17 protein-coding genes are annotated in these 16,314 nt (G+C 65.0%); 4 read left to right on the top strand and 13 right to left on the bottom strand.

Annotation, left to right across the window (positions count from 1 at the left end; genetic code table 11):
* Window positions 1–16 precede the first annotated feature (16 nt).
* Window positions 17–1,090, top strand: coding sequence for a phosphoribosylformylglycinamidine cyclo-ligase (purM, locus tag HELO_RS07045; protein WP_013332048.1), 1,074 nt, complete (start codon window positions 17–19; stop codon window positions 1,088–1,090).
* Window positions 1,087–1,821, top strand: coding sequence for a phosphoribosylglycinamide formyltransferase (gene purN, locus HELO_RS07040; protein WP_013332047.1), 735 nt, complete (start codon window positions 1,087–1,089; stop codon window positions 1,819–1,821). Before purM ends, purN begins: the two co-directional genes overlap by 4 nt.
* Before the next feature lie 51 nt (window positions 1,822–1,872).
* Here the strand turns inward: purN and HELO_RS07035 are convergent, their stop codons facing one another.
* Window positions 1,873–3,822 carry an autotransporter outer membrane beta-barrel domain-containing protein gene (locus HELO_RS07035; RefSeq protein WP_013332046.1) on the bottom strand — a complete coding sequence of 650 codons (1,950 nt, stop codon included), beginning with the start codon at window positions 3,820–3,822 and terminating at the stop codon, window positions 1,873–1,875.
* Window positions 3,823–4,067: 245 nt separating this feature from the next.
* Here HELO_RS07035 and HELO_RS07030 point away from each other — a divergent pair, with 245 nt between their 5' ends.
* Entirely contained in the window at window positions 4,068–4,427 is a 360-nt protein-coding gene (locus tag HELO_RS07030; RefSeq protein WP_013332045.1) for an MmcQ/YjbR family DNA-binding protein, read from the top strand.
* A gap of 84 nt (window positions 4,428–4,511) precedes the next feature.
* Here the strand turns inward: HELO_RS07030 and dcd are convergent, their stop codons facing one another.
* The 3 genes from dcd to HELO_RS07015 form a co-directional block, all read right to left on the bottom strand.
* Entirely contained in the window at window positions 4,512–5,078 is a 567-nt protein-coding gene (dcd, locus tag HELO_RS07025) for a dCTP deaminase (protein WP_041601982.1), read from the bottom strand.
* Window positions 5,079–5,157: 79 nt separating this feature from the next.
* Entirely contained in the window at window positions 5,158–5,961 is an 804-nt protein-coding gene (gene apbC / locus HELO_RS07020; protein ID WP_174208852.1) for an iron-sulfur cluster carrier protein ApbC, read from the bottom strand.
* Between the two features lie 167 nt (window positions 5,962–6,128).
* Window positions 6,129–7,148: a coiled-coil domain-containing protein gene (locus HELO_RS07015; RefSeq protein ID WP_013332042.1), complete on the bottom strand. Its 1,020-nt coding sequence runs from the start codon at window positions 7,146–7,148 to the stop codon at window positions 6,129–6,131.
* Between the two features lie 222 nt (window positions 7,149–7,370).
* On the opposite strand from HELO_RS07015, the gene HELO_RS07010 reads away from it, so the two are divergent.
* Entirely contained in the window at window positions 7,371–8,300 is a 930-nt protein-coding gene (locus HELO_RS07010) for a YihY/virulence factor BrkB family protein (protein WP_013332041.1), read from the top strand.
* Between the two features lie 15 nt (window positions 8,301–8,315).
* Here the strand turns inward: HELO_RS07010 and HELO_RS07005 are convergent, their stop codons facing one another.
* The 9 genes from HELO_RS07005 to HELO_RS06965 all read right to left on the bottom strand — a co-directional run bounded on the left by HELO_RS07005 (window position 8,316) and on the right by HELO_RS06965 (window position 16,066).
* Complete coding sequence (locus HELO_RS07005; protein WP_013332040.1) at window positions 8,316–9,788, bottom strand: phospholipase D-like domain-containing protein; 1,473 nt, start codon at window positions 9,786–9,788, stop codon at window positions 8,316–8,318.
* Window positions 9,789–9,884: 96 nt separating this feature from the next.
* Window positions 9,885–10,475: a HupE/UreJ family protein gene (locus HELO_RS07000; RefSeq protein ID WP_013332039.1), complete on the bottom strand. Its 591-nt coding sequence runs from the start codon at window positions 10,473–10,475 to the stop codon at window positions 9,885–9,887.
* Window positions 10,476–10,515: 40 nt separating this feature from the next.
* Entirely contained in the window at window positions 10,516–11,142 is a 627-nt protein-coding gene (gene ureG, locus HELO_RS06995) for an urease accessory protein UreG (RefSeq protein WP_013332038.1), read from the bottom strand.
* 253 nt (window positions 11,143–11,395) lie between these two features.
* The gene (locus HELO_RS06990) at window positions 11,396–12,085 is read right to left on the bottom strand and encodes an urease accessory protein UreF (RefSeq protein WP_013332037.1); all 690 of its coding nucleotides are present in this window, start codon (window positions 12,083–12,085) and stop codon (window positions 11,396–11,398) included.
* Window positions 12,075–12,548 (bottom strand): urease accessory protein UreE, encoded by a 474-nt coding sequence (gene ureE, locus HELO_RS06985; RefSeq protein ID WP_013332036.1) that lies wholly within the window; start codon window positions 12,546–12,548, stop codon window positions 12,075–12,077. The genes HELO_RS06990 and ureE overlap by 11 nt, the downstream gene beginning before the upstream one ends.
* Before the next feature lie 50 nt (window positions 12,549–12,598).
* Complete coding sequence (ureC, locus tag HELO_RS06980) at window positions 12,599–14,326, bottom strand: urease subunit alpha (protein WP_013332035.1); 1,728 nt, start codon at window positions 14,324–14,326, stop codon at window positions 12,599–12,601.
* Window positions 14,323–14,655, bottom strand: coding sequence for an urease subunit beta (locus HELO_RS06975; protein ID WP_013332034.1), 333 nt, complete (start codon window positions 14,653–14,655; stop codon window positions 14,323–14,325). The genes ureC and HELO_RS06975 overlap by 4 nt, the downstream gene beginning before the upstream one ends.
* A 24-nt stretch (window positions 14,656–14,679) precedes the next feature.
* Window positions 14,680–14,982 carry an urease subunit gamma gene (locus HELO_RS06970; RefSeq protein WP_013332033.1) on the bottom strand — a complete coding sequence of 101 codons (303 nt, stop codon included), beginning with the start codon at window positions 14,980–14,982 and terminating at the stop codon, window positions 14,680–14,682.
* A 193-nt stretch (window positions 14,983–15,175) separates the two neighbouring features.
* Window positions 15,176–16,066 (bottom strand): urease accessory protein UreD, encoded by an 891-nt coding sequence (locus HELO_RS06965; protein ID WP_013332032.1) that lies wholly within the window; start codon window positions 16,064–16,066, stop codon window positions 15,176–15,178.
* Window positions 16,067–16,314 lie beyond the last annotated feature (248 nt).

The following is a 16,314-nucleotide window of genomic DNA, read 5'->3' as shown; positions in this document are numbered from 1 at the left end:
TCATACAGGACAGGCCATGACCGACTCCACCAAGCGCCCGAGCGGCGCCTCGCTCAGCTACAAGGATGCCGGCGTCGACATCGATGCCGGCAATGCCCTGGTCGATCGCATCAAGGGCGTTGCCCGTCGCACGACTCGCCCCGAGGTCATGGGCAGTCTGGGCGGCTTCGGCGCCCTGTGCCAGCTTCCCAGCGGCTACCGCGAGCCCGTGCTGGTTTCCGGCACCGACGGCGTGGGTACCAAGCTTCGCCTGGCCATGGACCTCGGGCGCCACGACACCATCGGCATCGACCTGGTGGCCATGTGCGTCAATGATCTGGTGGTCGCCGGCGCCGAGCCCCTGCTGTTTCTCGACTACTATGCCACGGGCAAGCTGGATGTCGACATCGCCGCGGACGTGGTGACCGGCATCGGCCAGGGCTGCGAACAGGCCGGTTGTGCCCTGGTCGGTGGCGAAACCGCCGAGATGCCCGGCATGTACGAGGGCAACGACTACGATCTGGCCGGCTTCTGCGTCGGCGTGGTCGAGAAAGACGAGATTCTCGATGGCCAGCGGGTCGGCGAAGGCGATGTCCTGCTGGGCATGGCTTCGTCCGGGCCGCACTCCAACGGCTACTCGCTGATCCGCAAGATCCTCGAGCTCAGCGAGGCGTCATTGGACACCGCCATCGACGGCCGCCCCCTGGGCGATGCTCTGATGGCGCCGACCCGCATCTACGTCAAGCCGCTGCTGTCCCTGCTCAAGGAAACCGACATCCCGGTTCATGCGCTTTCCCACATCACCGGGGGTGGCCTGCTCGAGAACCTGCCAAGGGTCCTGCCCGAAGGTACCGCCGCCCGCATCGATGTGGCCAGCTGGAAACGCCCGGCGGTCTTCGACTGGCTGCAGGCCCAGGGCAACGTCGACGAACACGAGATGCATCGCGTGCTCAACTGCGGCATCGGCATGGTACTGGTGGTACCGGCGGATCGGGCCGACCAGGCGCGAGCCCACCTCCAGGCCCTGGGCGAGACGGTATACCGCATCGGCGACATCGTCGCACGTGGCGAGAACGATGACGCGGTCCGACTGGAGAACCTGAAAGAATGAGCGAGACCGACTACCCAAGCGATACCCTGCAGGATTTCACCCCCGAACCCGCCGAGCCGCGGCGGGTCGTGGTGCTGATTTCCGGCAACGGCAGCAACCTCCAGGCGCTGATCGAGGCCCAGGAACACGACCGTCTCGGCGGTGAGATCGCCGCGGTGGTGTCCAACCAGCCCGACGCCTACGGCCTCAAGCGCGCCCGCGATGCCGGCATCGATGCCGTGGCACTGCCCCACCGCGAGTACGAGAGCCGCGAGGCCTTCGATGGTGCGCTGATCAAGGTCATCGAACGCCACGAGCCCGACCTCGTGATCCTGGCCGGCTTCATGCGCATCCTCACCCCGCGCTTCGTCCAGCGCTTCCTGGGGCGGATGCTCAACATCCATCCCTCGCTGCTGCCGGCCTACCAGGGCCTGCACACCCATGCCCGGGCACTCGCCGACGGCGTGACCGAGCACGGCTGCAGCGTGCACTTCGTCACCGAGGAACTGGATGGCGGCCCTGTGGCACTCCAGGCCGTGGTCAAGGTCGACAGCACGGACTCCGAAGACAGCCTGAAGGACAAGGTGCAGGCCCGCGAACACCTGATCCTGCCCATTGCCGTGAACTGGTTTCTCGAAGGGCGCCTCAAGCTGTCGGGCGACACCGTCACCATGGACGGCACCCCGCTTCCGGCCACCGGCATGCGTCTCTCCCACGACGATGCCGCCGAGGAGCTGGACGAGGACGTCTGAAGCCTCATCCCAGCCCCTGCCGATCACGGCAGGGGCTGGAGCCGTCATTGCCTAGAAAGCCAGGCTGGCACCCACCTCGAAATGTGCGGCGACTTCGTCCCATGTTTCGGCACCGGCTCCCAGGTGCAGCATGCCATTCTCACCGAGCTGCATGCGCCAACCGGCATCCACGCGCAGATAGTGATCACTATCCCGCTCCATGTCATCGGCACGCCATGCATTGCTAGGCAGGCTGGCCAGGCGCACCTCGGCGGCTTTCGGATCGTCCCCCAAATGCTCACCCAGGGCTGCCTCAGCATATAGGCCATATCCGTCCATCAAGCCTCGATCGGCCATGAACCCTAGCTCGACGCGCCGTTCCTTCAAGTCCTGGGAGGACACGATCAAGGCATTGGCGGCCGATCCCGCCTCACGATAACCATCGATATCAGCCTCGACATGGCGATAAGCCATGAAAGGCGCGGTGTACCAGAGCGAGTCGCTGTCCGTGAGACGATAATCGACTCTCACCTCAGCACCGAAACCATCACCATCCGGATCTCCCGATAGCGTGCGCGAGGACTTCCCCAACCGCACATGACGGTCGAGATCCAGCGCGAAATCACCATAACTGGCCACCGCCTGCACACCGACAGGCCCCAGGTGCTGCCGTGCGAACAAGCTGAAGACCTGGCCTTCAACATCGAGGTCGCTGCCATTATCGAGGTCGAACTCGCCATAGCGTTGGCTGACTGCCACACCGCCATAACCGTGACCGAACGGCAGCATCACCCCCACGCCGGCGCCCCGCTGGGTGCTGTCGAGGGACTCCCGACTATCGGAGCGCCTGCCGTGCTCACTGCCCTCGGTAGCAGAACCAGTGGCAAAGACCCGCACGCCCTCCACTTGGGCCCCTGGACGTAACTCATTGCTCAAGCCGTGCTGAGTGGCGTCCAGCGCACCAACCGCCAGCCTCGGTGCCAGACCGAGCACCCCGGGCGCAGCCAGCATCGCATAGGCGTAATCGCCCAGGACATGTTGCCCCGCCGTCGTCGGGTGCACACCGTCATTGAACAGCAGCTTATCAGGGTCTTCCTGGGCACCGCCCTGCCCATAAGGCGTGATATTGCAGGCACCGTCGAAGCAAACCCGATCTAGCGGTACATCGTCGGCAAAGCCGAACTCGCCCGGCGATGCCAGGATCTCGGCCATCAGGCCATCGGTATTCAAGCGAATGATGTCGACACTGCCGTCCAGCGCGGCCAGGCGCTGCCCCAAGGCATCATTGAATATCTCGACCAGCGCCGAGGTCCCTGCCGCCTGGGCCGGGCCAGCCGCCTGACCAGCGGGTGTCTTCCCGACATCCGGCAGATTGGCGACCATGATGGTGCTCGCCCCCGCCTCTGCCAGAGCGTTCACCGCGTCAGCCAGGGTATGAGCAGCGCCAACGGCGCCCTCTGGCCCCGTCACCAGGCCATTCAGAAAGTCATTGCCCCCGCCGTTGACGTAATAGAGCGCCTCCGAGTCGGCCACGCCGCCAGAGGCAACCAGGTAGCCATCCTTGCTCCGGTCAAACGGCGTACCCGCCTGCACGACCGACCCTCCCTCCTGGGTGATCGAGGCCAATATCTGGTCGGTGGTATATCCTCCCACCGCGTAATTGGTTCCATCCGGCAGGCCGGCCTGATCCCGGACGATGGACGTCGAGGGCACCACCGATAGGCCCAGCTCCTTTGCCAGCAACTGTGTCGCAATCTGCCCATAGGGAGTGGTGTCGTGGTCTGGGCCTAGCCGGTTGGTAAAACGTAGCGTGTTCAGTCCACCCAACTCGCTATCCGGAAATTGCCCCGCATCGCTCAGACTGTCGCCGAACACATAGATACTGGAGTAGGCCAGGACCGGAGCCGAGGCCATGAGCCCGGCCACCCCCATTCCGGCACAGAGGATGGTGGCCGTCAGGCGGCGAAGCTCGAAGTATTGGGTTATTTCAACCGTGGTTGCAGAGGAAAGTCCCTTGATCATTATCGTGTCCTTATTGTCTTATTGCCCTGGAAATCGGTGCGATCCAGCGACACCGATACCTGAAAAGATAGGCAATAAAACGAACGATTCAATCAGGTGTTTGCAATATTTCCTGCCAGGAACTCATGGCGACCTCCGGGAAGCCCGGATGACAGACACACGAATGAACGTTGGGCGCCCCGTGATCACGCAGCATTCTGGTGGCCAAGCACCGCTCGAGGAATGTCGCCGCCAAGGAGATCGGAGTGACGTACGACGAGTACAATGACGTTTGCCGTTGCCTGCCGGCGACCACCTACGTCATGCAATGGGGCGGTTCCCATGTCTGGAAGGTCGGAGGCAAGGTATTCGCCATCGGCGGCTGGGAGAAGCTCGATACGCCGGCATTCACCTTCAAGGTGTCGGAGCTCGACTTCGAGGTGCTGCGCGATCAACCAGGCTTCAGACCCGCTCCCTACCTGGCCTCGCGCGGCCTGAAATGGATACAGCTATACGACGGCCGCCAATGCCCCAACGACGAGTTGAGCCACTATCTCGGAAAATCGCATCATCTAGTGACGATGGGGCTGAGCAAAAAGCGCCGACGGGAACTCGGCCTCGAATAATCACGTCGCGAGCCTGCCACGCCAAAGGCCGAAGGGACTGACAAGCAACCTGGCATCGCCCCTCCGCTTCGGCACAGCGCGCGTTCAGGTCCGCGGCAGCGTCACCCCTCGCTGCCCCATGTACTTGCCCCCGCGATCCTTGTAGGAGGTGGCGCAGACCTCGTCGGATTCCAGGAACAGCATCTGGGCCACGCCTTCGTTGGCGTAGATCTTGGCCGGCAGGTTGGTGGTATTGGAGAATTCCAGGGTCACATGCCCTTCCCACTCCGGCTCGAGCGGCGTCACGTTGACGATGATGCCGCAACGCGCATAGGTGGACTTGCCGAGACAGATCGTCAGCACGCTGCGGGGAATGCGGAAGTATTCGATGGTCCGCGCCAGGGCGAAGGAGTTCGGCGGGATCACGCAGACATCGCCCTTGATGTCGACGAAGCTCTTTTCATCGAATCCCTTGGGGTCCACCACCGCCGAGTGGATGTTGGTGAACACCTTGAATTCATCGGAACAGCGGACATCGTAACCATAGCTGGACGTCCCGTAGGAGATCACCCGACGGTCGTTCACATAACGTACCTGATCGGCCTCGAAGGGCTCGATCATGCCCTCGTTCTCGGCCATGCGACGGATCCAGTGGTCGGATTTGATGCTCATGAAGAGGTCGTCCTGATGGGTCGAAACAAGCCCGCCATGATAGCGGGCAAGACGCGTGCCGTCACGGCTCGCCGGCAGCTCATTCGCTGAACGAGATATCCGGCCCTTCATCCTCCACCGCATTGCCCAGCTGTTCGGCTACCTGGCGCGCCATGTCGCGGAAGGTGGCGGTCACTTCGCCATCGGGCTCGGCCACCACGGTCGGCTTGCCGCCATCGGCCTGTTCACGAATGGCCAGGGTCAACGGCAGGCGACCCAGCAGCTGGGTGTCGTATTCCGCGGCGATGCGCTCACCGCCACCTTCGCCGAAGATCGGCTCGCTGTGACCGCAATTCGAGCAGACATGCAAGCTCATGTTCTCCACCACCCCGAAGGTGGGCACATTGACCTTGCGGAACATCTCGATGCCCTTGCGGGCGTCCAGCAGTGCGATGTCCTGGGGTGTGGTGACGATCACGGCACCGTCCACCGGCACCTTCTGCGCCAGCGTCAACTGAATGTCCCCCGTGCCGGGCGGCATGTCGATGAACAGCACGTCCAGATCGTCCCACACCGTCTGGGTCAGCAACTGCTGGAAAGCGCCGGCCACCATCGGGCCACGCCATACCGTCGGTTCGCGGACATCGATCATGAACGCCATCGACATTGCCTGCAGCCCGTGGGCCTCCAGGGGCTTGAGGCGCTTCTCCCCAGCCGATTCCGGTCTCGTGCCCTCGGCGACGCCGAGCATGCGAGCCTGGCTGGGTCCATGAATATCGGCATCGAGGATACCGACGCGATACCCTTCGGCAGCCATGGCCAGGGCCAGGTTGGCAGTGACGGTGGACTTGCCGACGCCCCCCTTGCCGGATGCCACGGCGACGATATGCTTGACCCCTTCGATCACGACTCGCTCCTTTTACATTTGGGGCCGACCGGACGGTCGGATAACGCCAGTATACCCGCCCCCTCACCGCGTGATGCAACGTCAGGGATGCCCATGAACGACAAAGGGCACGCCGTGGCGTGCCCTTCTTTCGTCAATGACCCTCATCAACGATATGACAGGTGTCAGGCTTCCTCGGCCTTCACGTCCTGCTTTTCCTGCTTCGCGTCGTCAGACGAGGCTTCCTCTCCACCCTGGGATTGAGCCTTCTCGTCTTCGGCCGATTCGGAGGACGACGCTTTCGCCTCGCCATCCTGCGGCTGAGCCTTGTCATCCTTGGCCGACTCGGAGGACGACGCAGACTCGCTGCTGTCCCCGGCCTGGGCCTGCTTGCCATCAGCCTGGTCGTTGGACGCCACCTCGGCATCCAGGTCGGCCAGGGCCTCGCGCCAGCCGGCCAGGTCGCTCTTCAACTGCGCCAGCTGCTGGCTGCGCGCCTCGACCCTGGAATCGAGCCCGGCCAGTTCCTTGCGGCCTTCCTGGAGCTTGGTCTTCAGCGCTTCCAGCTTGCTGCTGGCCTCGTCGCGCTGGGCTTGCAGCTGCTGATGCTCCTCGCGCAGCGGCTCCAGGGAAGACTTGAGCTCGTCGCGCTGCTCCTCGAGCTTGGCGACCTTTTCCGCCAGCGTCTCGCGTTGCTGCTCGGCCTGCTTGCGAGCCTTCACGGCCTCATCGCGGGCCGCCTCGGCCTCGTCACGTGCCTGGGAGGCTTTCTCCGCCTGCTGGCGGACATCCTCCAGGGAGGACTGACGTTTCTCTAGCTTCTGCTCGGCCTCGGACACCTTGGATTGCAAGGGCTCGAGGGCCGTATTGGCTTCCTCGAGCTGGGCCTTGGCCTGCTCGACTTCAGCGGTGACGCTCTCCAGCTCGGCCTCGGCGGCCTGGCGCTGCTTCTCGAGCTCGTCGGCACGCGCCCGAAGCTCCTCGACCTCGGATTGTGCCGCTTCGTGCTCGGCCACCCGGGCCTTGAGTGATTCGTTCTCGGTCTGCACCGCTTCCAGCCGTGATTGCAGGGAATCACGCGCTTCGTTGCTGGAACTGGCGCTGGATTGAGCGAACAGCGCCCAGATCACGGCCACCACGGCCACGATGGCCAGTACCCTGACTCGATTGTCCTGAAAGAGCTCTCGCATGGAACTGTCTGACATCGGCTTTCTCCCCCGAGATGGGTCGATGTGTATGGTGCTGGCCCCTTCCCGGGCCATACGCAATGAGGTCGCTTCAGCATACACCCTGAGGCGTTGCCTGGCGTCCCCCTGCCGATACCCGGGCACAATCGTTCACAAGCGAACGTTCCCCCCCGGTACGGCGATTGACGCGAATCGCGTCGGACAGCGTATCATGCCGAAAGACTCTCGACCGGTTTGCCCATGTCCGATTCTCCGGCTTCACCATCAAGACGCCGCCTGCCGCTTTTCGTCAGCCGGGTGGCCTGCTTCGGCTGGCGGGTACTGACCTCCTTCCTGCGCAATCGCGGCATCCTGCTGGCAGGTGGCGTCGGCTACAACGTCCTGCTGTCGATCGTGCCGTTGTTCGCTCTGCTGGTCGTCCTGCTGGCCGGCGTGGTGGACGAACGGCAGCTGATGGGCGTTCTGTCGATCCAGGTGCGGCATCTCACCCCCGCCTATGCCGAGGTGGTGCTCGATGCCGTGCGCTCGCTGCTCGATTCGCGTGACGCCATCGGCATCCTCGGCATTCCGGTGCTGCTGGTCTTCAGTTCCTTCGCCTTTCGCATGCTCGAGGATGCCCTGGCGATCATCTTCCACGCTCCGGACACCCACACCGACCGCTCGGTCTGGGTCTCGGTGCTGATGCCCTACGCCTTCATGCTGGTGCTCGGCGCCGGGCTGTTGAGCCTGACCCTCATGGTCAGCCTGGTCAACGCCGTCAATGCCGTCTGGATGGCCCTGCTCGGCCGTGAACTGCCGCTTTCGGGCCTCTCGGGGCCGATGCTCAACCTGACCAGCTTCGTCGGTGTCTTCCTGCTGTTCAGCGCCATCTACAAGGTCATGCCGGTGGTGCGCATCGCCTTGCATCGCGCCCTGGTCGGCGGTTTCGTCGCCGCCCTGCTCTGGGAAGGCGCGCGCCTGCTGCTGATCTTCTATTTCACCAACCTTTCCTTCGTCAACGCCGTCTATGGTTCCCTGGCAACGCTGATCGTGATCCTGCTGATCCTCGAGGTCGGAGCCATCATCCTGCTGCTCGGCGCCCAGGTCATCGCCGAGCTGGAGCGCAATACCCGCCTCGGCCTGCCCTGGCACGTCGACTCCCGCCATCAGGCGGTCACCCACGTGGACTGACCGCCGGCGCAGGACTCAGAAGGTGGAAAGCCCGCTGGCTTCCATCAGTCGATACCGCCACCAGGCCATGGGGCCCACATCATCGGCCTCGGTGTATTCACGACTGGTGGTGCGCGCCGGCGTCGAGCGCCACTGTCGCTCGACATAGTCGATGGCGTCGGCCAGGGCCGGCTGCGTCGCTGGCCCCGTCATGCCTACGTTGGTTTCCAGATTGAGATCGTCCAGGTTCCGGCGCGTGTAGTTGGCCGATCCCAGTATCATCGAGACATCGTGGCCTGCCGCCGGCCGGTGGAGCAGCAGCTTGGTGTGGCACTGCTCGCCCCGGGTAACGCACCAGCGCACTTCGACATCGGCCGCTGCCAGCTCCTCGGCCACCGGACGATTGGGAATGCCGCCCTTCTTGATGCCAAAGGCCTCGCGATTGGCATCGAGCAGCACGCGCACCGTCACGCCACGCTGGCGCGCCTCGATCAGCGCGTCGATCACGGGCCGGTGCGACAGATAGAAGACCGCGACATCCAGCCGGTCGCCAGGCGCCGCGTCACGTATCACCTGCAGCAAGGCATCGCGAATCGCCCCTTCGGTCAGCACCCTCAAGGTCGCGCCCTCGGGCTCGCTGGACGGCGCGGGCGGCGGTGGACCTGGCAGCGTCACCCCGGCCCAGGCCGCGACCGGGCATTCCGAGGCCAGTAGATCGAGCGCCGCCGGCCCCTCGAAGCGCAGCGCCAGGTTATCGTGCAGGCTGCTGGCGTCATGAGGGTTGGCGGAAGTCACCAGCCCCGCCCAGCCATCGCCCTGATCCACCACCAGCGTCTTGCGGTGGTTGGCACGGAAGTTGAGCAGCGCCAGATAGCTGCGCAGGGTCACCCGCCCATAGCCCATCGCGTTGGGCAGCCAGCCGCCTTCGGGATCATTGCCCAGCCGGTCGATCCCCAGGTGCCAGAGCCCGGACCACAGCGGATTGGACGCACGCAGCCGGTCCAGATCGGTCATCACGACCTTGATGCCCGCCTCGCGCAACCGCTCGAGATGCTCCAGCGCCAGACCGCCGTACACCGTGTTCAGCGGGTCGGTGATCACCACCGCTTCGAGGTCGGGATAACGGGAGCGCTGCTCGACCAGCGCATCGGTGAGGCGAGACGAGAGCGGCACGAAATCGGCGTCTTCCGCCGCGTCGCCCGCGAAGTCGTTGAACAGGAACATGTCCATCACGATCAGGCGACGAGCCTGGCCGATCATCGCCAGCACTTCGTCGAAGATCGCCTGGTCGAGATGCCGCTGCCCGGAGTCATCATACCAGGTCTCGTCGACGAGCAGGCGCGCCTCGACGGCACGCCGCTCGGGATGCGCTTGCCCGATCCCCTCGGGCAACGGCTTGTATCGCTGCCAGACGGCCATGGCGCCCCACAGCACCAGCACGATGGCCAAGGCTCCCCACAACCACATGATCCTGCCGCCTCCCCGGCGGGTACTTGCGAGTCTCGGCATGCCGGCGCTCCCTGCTGCTGTTGGCCAGTCCTCTGGCCCCATGCCGAGCAGCATACCGGCTTGTCGTCCAGTGTGCAGGTTTCGACGTTCACCCGCTCAGGACAGGGCGAAGAAGGCGCCAATCGCCGCAATCACGCCACCGACGACGCGCAGCGAGCGGCTCTGCCGAGCCTGCAGCCAGCCGCCGGCCAGACGCGCGCCCAGGGTGATGGCCAGGGTCGCCAGGCTGAAACCCGCCAGATAGGTGACCAGCGAGGCACCATGCGGCATCTCGGTACCGTGGGCATGGCCGTGGAAGAGCATGAAGCCCACCACCAGGAGACCGCCGACCAGACTCGGCAACTTCGCCAGGGTCGCGACCAGAACGCCCGCCAGCAGGACCGACAGCGCAATGGCACTCTCCACGCCCGGCAGTCCGATTCCGGCGACGGCCAGCCCCGCCCCGATGATCATGCCGCCCACCGCAAGCAGCGGCACGGCCATGCGCAGGCGACGCGACTGACCGAGGCTCCACAGGCCGATGGCCGCCATCGCCAGCAGATGGTCGAGGCCGAACAATGGATGCGCCAGACCGGCCATGAAGCCGCCCTGCTCGGCCCCATGGCCGGGGTGGGCCATGGCCATGCCGGACACCAGCAGCAGAATCGGGGCCGCGAGCCAGAAACGGAAATAAGGCACAGAAGGCATGGTGATCTCCTTGTCGTGATCGAGGTTCATCGGTTGCAGTTCAGGAACGCTTGTCGAGCCGGTCGGGCAACATGCCGCGCTCGACGAGAAAGTCGACGATGGTGTCCAGGCCCACGCCGTCGTGCAGGTTGGTGAACACGAAGGGCCGCTCGCCGCGCATCATGGCGGCATCGCGCTCCATCACCTCGAGCGAGGCGTGCACCTGTTCAGCAATGTCGATCTTGTTGATGATCAACAGGTCCGACTTGGTGATGCCCGGCCCGCCCTTGCGCGGAATCTTGTCGCCGGCCGACACGTCGATCACGTAGAGCGTCAGATCGGAAAGCTCCGGGCTGAAGGTCGCCGACAGATTGTCGCCGCCGGATTCGACCAGCACCAGCTCGAGCCCCGGATGGCGGGCCTGGAGATCGTCGATGGCGGCGAGGTTCATCGAGGCATCCTCGCGGATCGCGGTATGCGGACAACCGCCGGTCTCGACCCCGAGAATCCGTTCGGCGGGCAGCGCCTGGTGGTGCGTCAGGAAGTCGGCATCCTCGCGGGTGTAGATATCGTTGGTCACCACGGCGAGGTCGTAGTGATCGCGCAATGCCAGGCAGAGCTGCTTGAGCAGTGCCGTCTTGCCGGAGCCCACCGGACCACCAACGCCTACACGAAGGCAATGTTTCATCTCGTTTTCTCCTTGGCCGTCAGGGCGGCTCTGTCAGGTTTGCGGTGCAGCCAGGCCGGCCGCTGCCGAATCCACCTCGCGTGGCCGCTGGTGACTCGGTCGAGGCGACGCGGTCGATCTTCAGGGAGGAAGATCGAGGAAAGCCGGCACAGGGCGGTGCCGTCTTTCCGACCGCAGGAGACCGAGCGAGGCGCCAGGGTTTCGGACGCGGGGCGTGGTGAGCGCAGTGCGCTGGCCTGGCGGCTTCCATCTGTCAACTTCGAAACAACCGCGAATACTGGGTCTCGTGCAGGGCACTGGCGAGCGCCAGGCCGGGCAGAGCCGGCCCCAGCTCATCGTCAGGCAACCTCGACGCCGCCTCGACCGCCCGGGCCAGGGCGGGCCGCATGCGCTCGATGATGCGCTGGGCCGCCGTCTGCCCCAGAGGCAAGGCCTTGCAGGCCACCGCCAGCTGGTTCTCGAGCCAGGCCCAGGCGAAGCCCAGCAGCGCCTCCCGCTCGGTAATCCCGCGTCGCCAGGCTGCCAGGCCGAACATCACCACATAGCCCGGCGTCTCCGGGGGCCCAGGCGCTGCCGGCAAGAGCTCCAGGTTGCCCAGCAGCCGCACCAGCGCCGCCCCCAGGCGGCGCTCTTCCTCGAGCAGTTCCCGGGTCTCGCGATTGGCCTGCAACCAGTCGTTCCAGTACGTCAACGCCGCCGCGTCGCCGCCCTCCCAGGCCCGCATGACACGCGCCAGCACCGGCAGGTCACAGTGCGTCAGCCCATCGTCGAGCACGCCCTGCACCCAGGCCTCGAGACTTTCCTCATCATTCACCCAGCCGAGTTCGAAGGCGCTCTCCAAACCCTGCGACCAGGCGAAGGCACCGATCGGCAACGCCGGGCTGACCAGTTGCAGCAACCCCGCCAGGGCCAGCGGATCGCGATGGCCGGCTTCAATGGACATGATCGTGACCGTGATGATGACCGGCTGCGCCATAGGCGCCAGGCTCGGGATCGAACGGCGCCACGTGGCGCTCGAGCCGCGCGCCGAGCCGCTCGGCCAGTTCTTCCAGCACATGATCCGGCGGGAAGCGCACGAAGCCACCGCGCTCGTTCTCGCCCAGCGCCAGTTGCACATGGCGGTTGCCCAGGTGATAGGCGAGCCTGGCCAGCGGCAGGCCGGCACCGACCCAGGCCGTGACCACCGGCTCGTCAGCCGCCTGGACCATCACGATCTCTCCGCTCTCGGCACGCAGGCCATCGCCATCGCGCAGCACCGAGCCGCGATCCAGGAACAACCCCAGCTCACGGCCGCCATCGCTGGTCGCCTTGAGCCGCCCCCGGGTACGCGACTCGAACGGCAAGGTCAGGGTGTCACTCGCCCGCGCCGTCTCGATGGGCCCCAGGCGTTCGGTCAGTTTCAACATCAATTCACCCTCGATTTCGGGCCTCGAGCTTTGAGCCCGTAGCTCGTTGCTCAGAACAAGTGGTAACGCTGGGCCAGCGGCAGCTCGGTGGCCGGCTCGCAGGTCAGCAGTTCGCCGTCGGCCCGCACCTCATAGGTCTGGGGGTCGACCTGCAGATCGGGACAGGCCTCGTTGAGCTTCATGTCGGACTTGCGCACGCTGCGTACGTCGCGACAGGCGGCGAGTTCGCTGGCCAGGCCCAGTTTTTCCCTGATGCCGGCGTCCAGAGCCGCCTGGCTGACGAAGGTCCGTCGGGTCTGGCTGGCCGCCCGACCCAGGGCGCCGAACATCGGCCGGTAATGCACAGGTTGGGGTGTGGGGATCGAGCCGTTGGGATCGCCCATGGGCGCCAGGGCGATCATGCCACCCTTGAGAACCAGCGCCGGCTTGACGCCGAAGAAGGCCGGGTCCCACAGCACCAGGTCTGCCAGCTTGCCGACCTCCACCGAGCCCACCTCGTGCGCGATGCCATGCGTCAATGCCGGATTGATGGTGGTCTTGGCGATATAGCGACGCGCCCGCAGATTGTCGGCGCCACGTTCGACGTCTTCCGGCAGCAGGCCACGCTGCACCTTCATCTTGTGCGCGGTCTGCCAGGTCCGGCAGATCACCTCGCCGACCCGCCCCATGGCCTGGGCATCGGAGGCGATCATCGAAATCACGCCCATATCGTGAAGGATGTCCTCGGCGGCAATGGTTTCGCGGCGGATCCGCGAGTCGGCGAAGGCCACGTCCTCGGGAATGTTGGGATCGAGGTGATGGCACACCATCAACATGTCCAGGTGCTCGTCGATGGTGTTGATCGTATAGGGCCGCGTGGGGTTGGTGGAGGACGGCAGCACATAGGGCTTGGCGCAGGCAGTGAGGATATCCGGCGCATGGCCGCCGCCCGCCCCTTCGGTATGGTAGGTGTGGATGCAGCGTTCCTTGAAGGCAGCGAGCGTGTCCTCCACGAAACCCGATTCGTTCAGGGTATCGGTGTGGATCGCCACCTGGACGTCGTAGCGCTCGGCCACCGCCAGGCAGTTGTCGATGGACGCCGGCGTGGTGCCCCAGTCCTCGTGCAGCTTGAGCCCCATGGCGCCGGCCTCGAGCTGAGCCTCCAGGGCCCCCGGCAGGCTGGCGTTGCCCTTGCCGAGCAGGCCGATGTTCATGGGCAGGTCATCCACGGCCTGGAGCATCTTGCCGATGTGCCAAGCGCCCGGCGTGCAGGTAGTGGCGTTGGACCCCGTGGCCGGCCCCGTGCCGCCACCCAGCATGGTGGTGACACCGCTGGCCAGCGCCTCCTCCACCTGCTGCGGGCAGATGAAATGAATATGCGAGTCGATGTGACCGGCGGTGAGAATCTTGCCCTCGCCGGCGATCACCTCGGTGCCGGGGCCGATGACGATCTCGACATCGGGCTGGGTATCGGGATTGCCGGCCTTGCCGATGGCGGCGATGCGACCGTCCTGGAGCCCCACGTCCGCCTTGACGATGCCCCACCAGTCGAGGATCAGGGCATTGGTGATCACGGTATCCATCACGGCGGCGTCGTGACGCTGACTCTGGCCCATGCCATCGCGGATCACCTTGCCGCCGCCGAACTTGACCTCGTCGCCGTAATGGGTGGCGTCGCGCTCCACCTCGATCCACAGCTCGGTGTCACCCAGGCGTACCCGGTCGCCCACCGTGGGGCCGTACATGTCGGCATAGGCCTGGCGGCTGATGCGATTCGGAGAGCGGTTGGAAGATGTCATGACTGGCCTCCCTGATCATCGGCGTCCAGCGCGCCCATCACTTCGCCGCGAAAACCGTAGATATGGCGGCGACCGGTAAACGGAATGAGCGTCACCTCGCGACTCTGGCCCGGCTCGAAGCGGATCGCCGTACCGGCGGCCACGTCGAGTCGATAACCGCGCGCCTTCTCGCGCTCGAAGACCAGCGCCGGATTGACCTCGGCAAAGTGATAATGGGAACCGACCTGAACCGGCCGGTCGCCGGTATTGGCGACTTCGACGGTAACGCGCTCGCGCCCCTCGCAGAGCGCGATCTCGCCGTCCTGAAGCTGGTATTCACCGGGAATCATGGAACTCATCCTTTGCAGCCAGTTTTAGACGATGGGGTTATGTACGGTCACGAGCTTGGTGCCGTCGGGGAAGGTCGCCTCCACCTGCACCTCATCGACCATCTCGGCCACCCCCTCCATGACATCGTCGCGGCCCAGGATCTCGCGACCGTAGCCCATCAGTTCGGCCACCGTGCGTCCGTCGCGGGCACCCTCCAGGATCTCGAAGCTGATCAGTGCCACCGCCTCGGGATAGTTGAGCTTGAGCCCGCGCGCCCGGCGGCGCTCGGCCAACTGCGCCGCCGAGAACAACAGCAGCTTGTCCTTGTCGCGTGGGGTCAGTTCCATAGCGATCTCCTCAAGATGTAAAGACGGCGCTTCGCGCCCGGGAAGCGCGGCTAACGCCGCTGGAAGAGTGAAGAACGGCGCCAAGCGCCTCCAAGAGGGAAAACCCCTCGACCGAGGAGGAAGCAGCAACATGCCGACTTTCCTCTTGCTCCTGTCCTCTTACCTCTTTCTTCTTACTTCTTCCCTCTTCCATTCAAGTCCTCCAGATCCGCGGCTCGCGGGCCTCACGCCCCGCCAACCGGGGGCGCAGTATTTCCCAGGCGCGCCGACACAGCTCCCAGGCCTCGTTGCGCGAATTCCCCAGGTAACGCAGCAGCAGGACGTCATTGCGCAGCGTGACCGCCCAGCGCGATGAGGCCGTCAACCCATCTCGCAGGGCCGTGATGGCGTCGTCCGCATCGTCGAGGCCTACCGTCCAGAGCGAGGCCTGAACCGTGGCGCCACCCTGCCCCCAGTAACCGCCAAAGCGAGGATGCTCGGGCTCCAAAGGCTGGCGCTCCAGCCATAACGGCCGTCCTGCCCGGGTCAGGTGAAAGCGCTGTTCCAGGCACCCACTGGCGAAGGGCAAATCGCTGGCCGGACGCCCCAGTGCCAGTACCTCCCAGCCCAGGCAGCGGGCCTGGTCGCTGAGCTCTATGGTCGTCGTCTGCCGGCCCCGGGAACCGTCGAAGGCGATCGTTTCCTGGGGCAGCCACTCGAGGATGGCGTCGTCTTCCACCCGCAGCCGGGTGTTCTGCTCCCAGGTAACGGCGTGGCTATCGGCCCGGTAGAGCTTGTTGGCGGCCGGGGTCGTCAGCAACGCCCGGGCACCGGCCGACACCTCGACATCGATGTTCAGCGAGTCGCCACTGACCACCCCTCCGGGCGGATGCAACAGGTAGACGTGGCAAGCCTCTGCACCACCCTCCGGATAGAAGGGTCGCTGTACGCGCAATGGCCCCTGGTGACGCGCCCGCGCCAGGCGGGTATGACCATCCGCACGAGCATCGAACCCCAGTTCCAGCGAGGCGGCCCAGCGGCGTTCGGCATCGAAACGGTGACCGGACTCGCCAGGCGAAGGAATGGCGTGCGGAATGGCCGTCATTGACTAGAGTCCTGTGTATCCGGTGGCGATCATTGCCTCATACCGAGCAAGTCGCGTACCAATCTGGTGAAGACACAAAAAAACCATTTTTAATCATAGAGTTATTTTGTACACAGACAGGTATCCAGATACCTGCATGCACCACAGCGGCCAGTGAAAAGACAGCCGTTCGCACCACTCGAGTGCGCATCGACACCATCTGCACCGGCACAGGGCAAAACGCCCGCCGCGGTCGAAACCGTGGCGGG

The sequence above is a fragment of the Halomonas elongata DSM 2581 genome, assembly GCF_000196875.2.
Classification (GTDB): domain Bacteria; phylum Pseudomonadota; class Gammaproteobacteria; order Pseudomonadales; family Halomonadaceae; genus Halomonas; species Halomonas elongata.
Note: the sequence above shows the minus strand (reverse complement) of the source record. Positions and strands in the feature narration are given on the sequence as shown.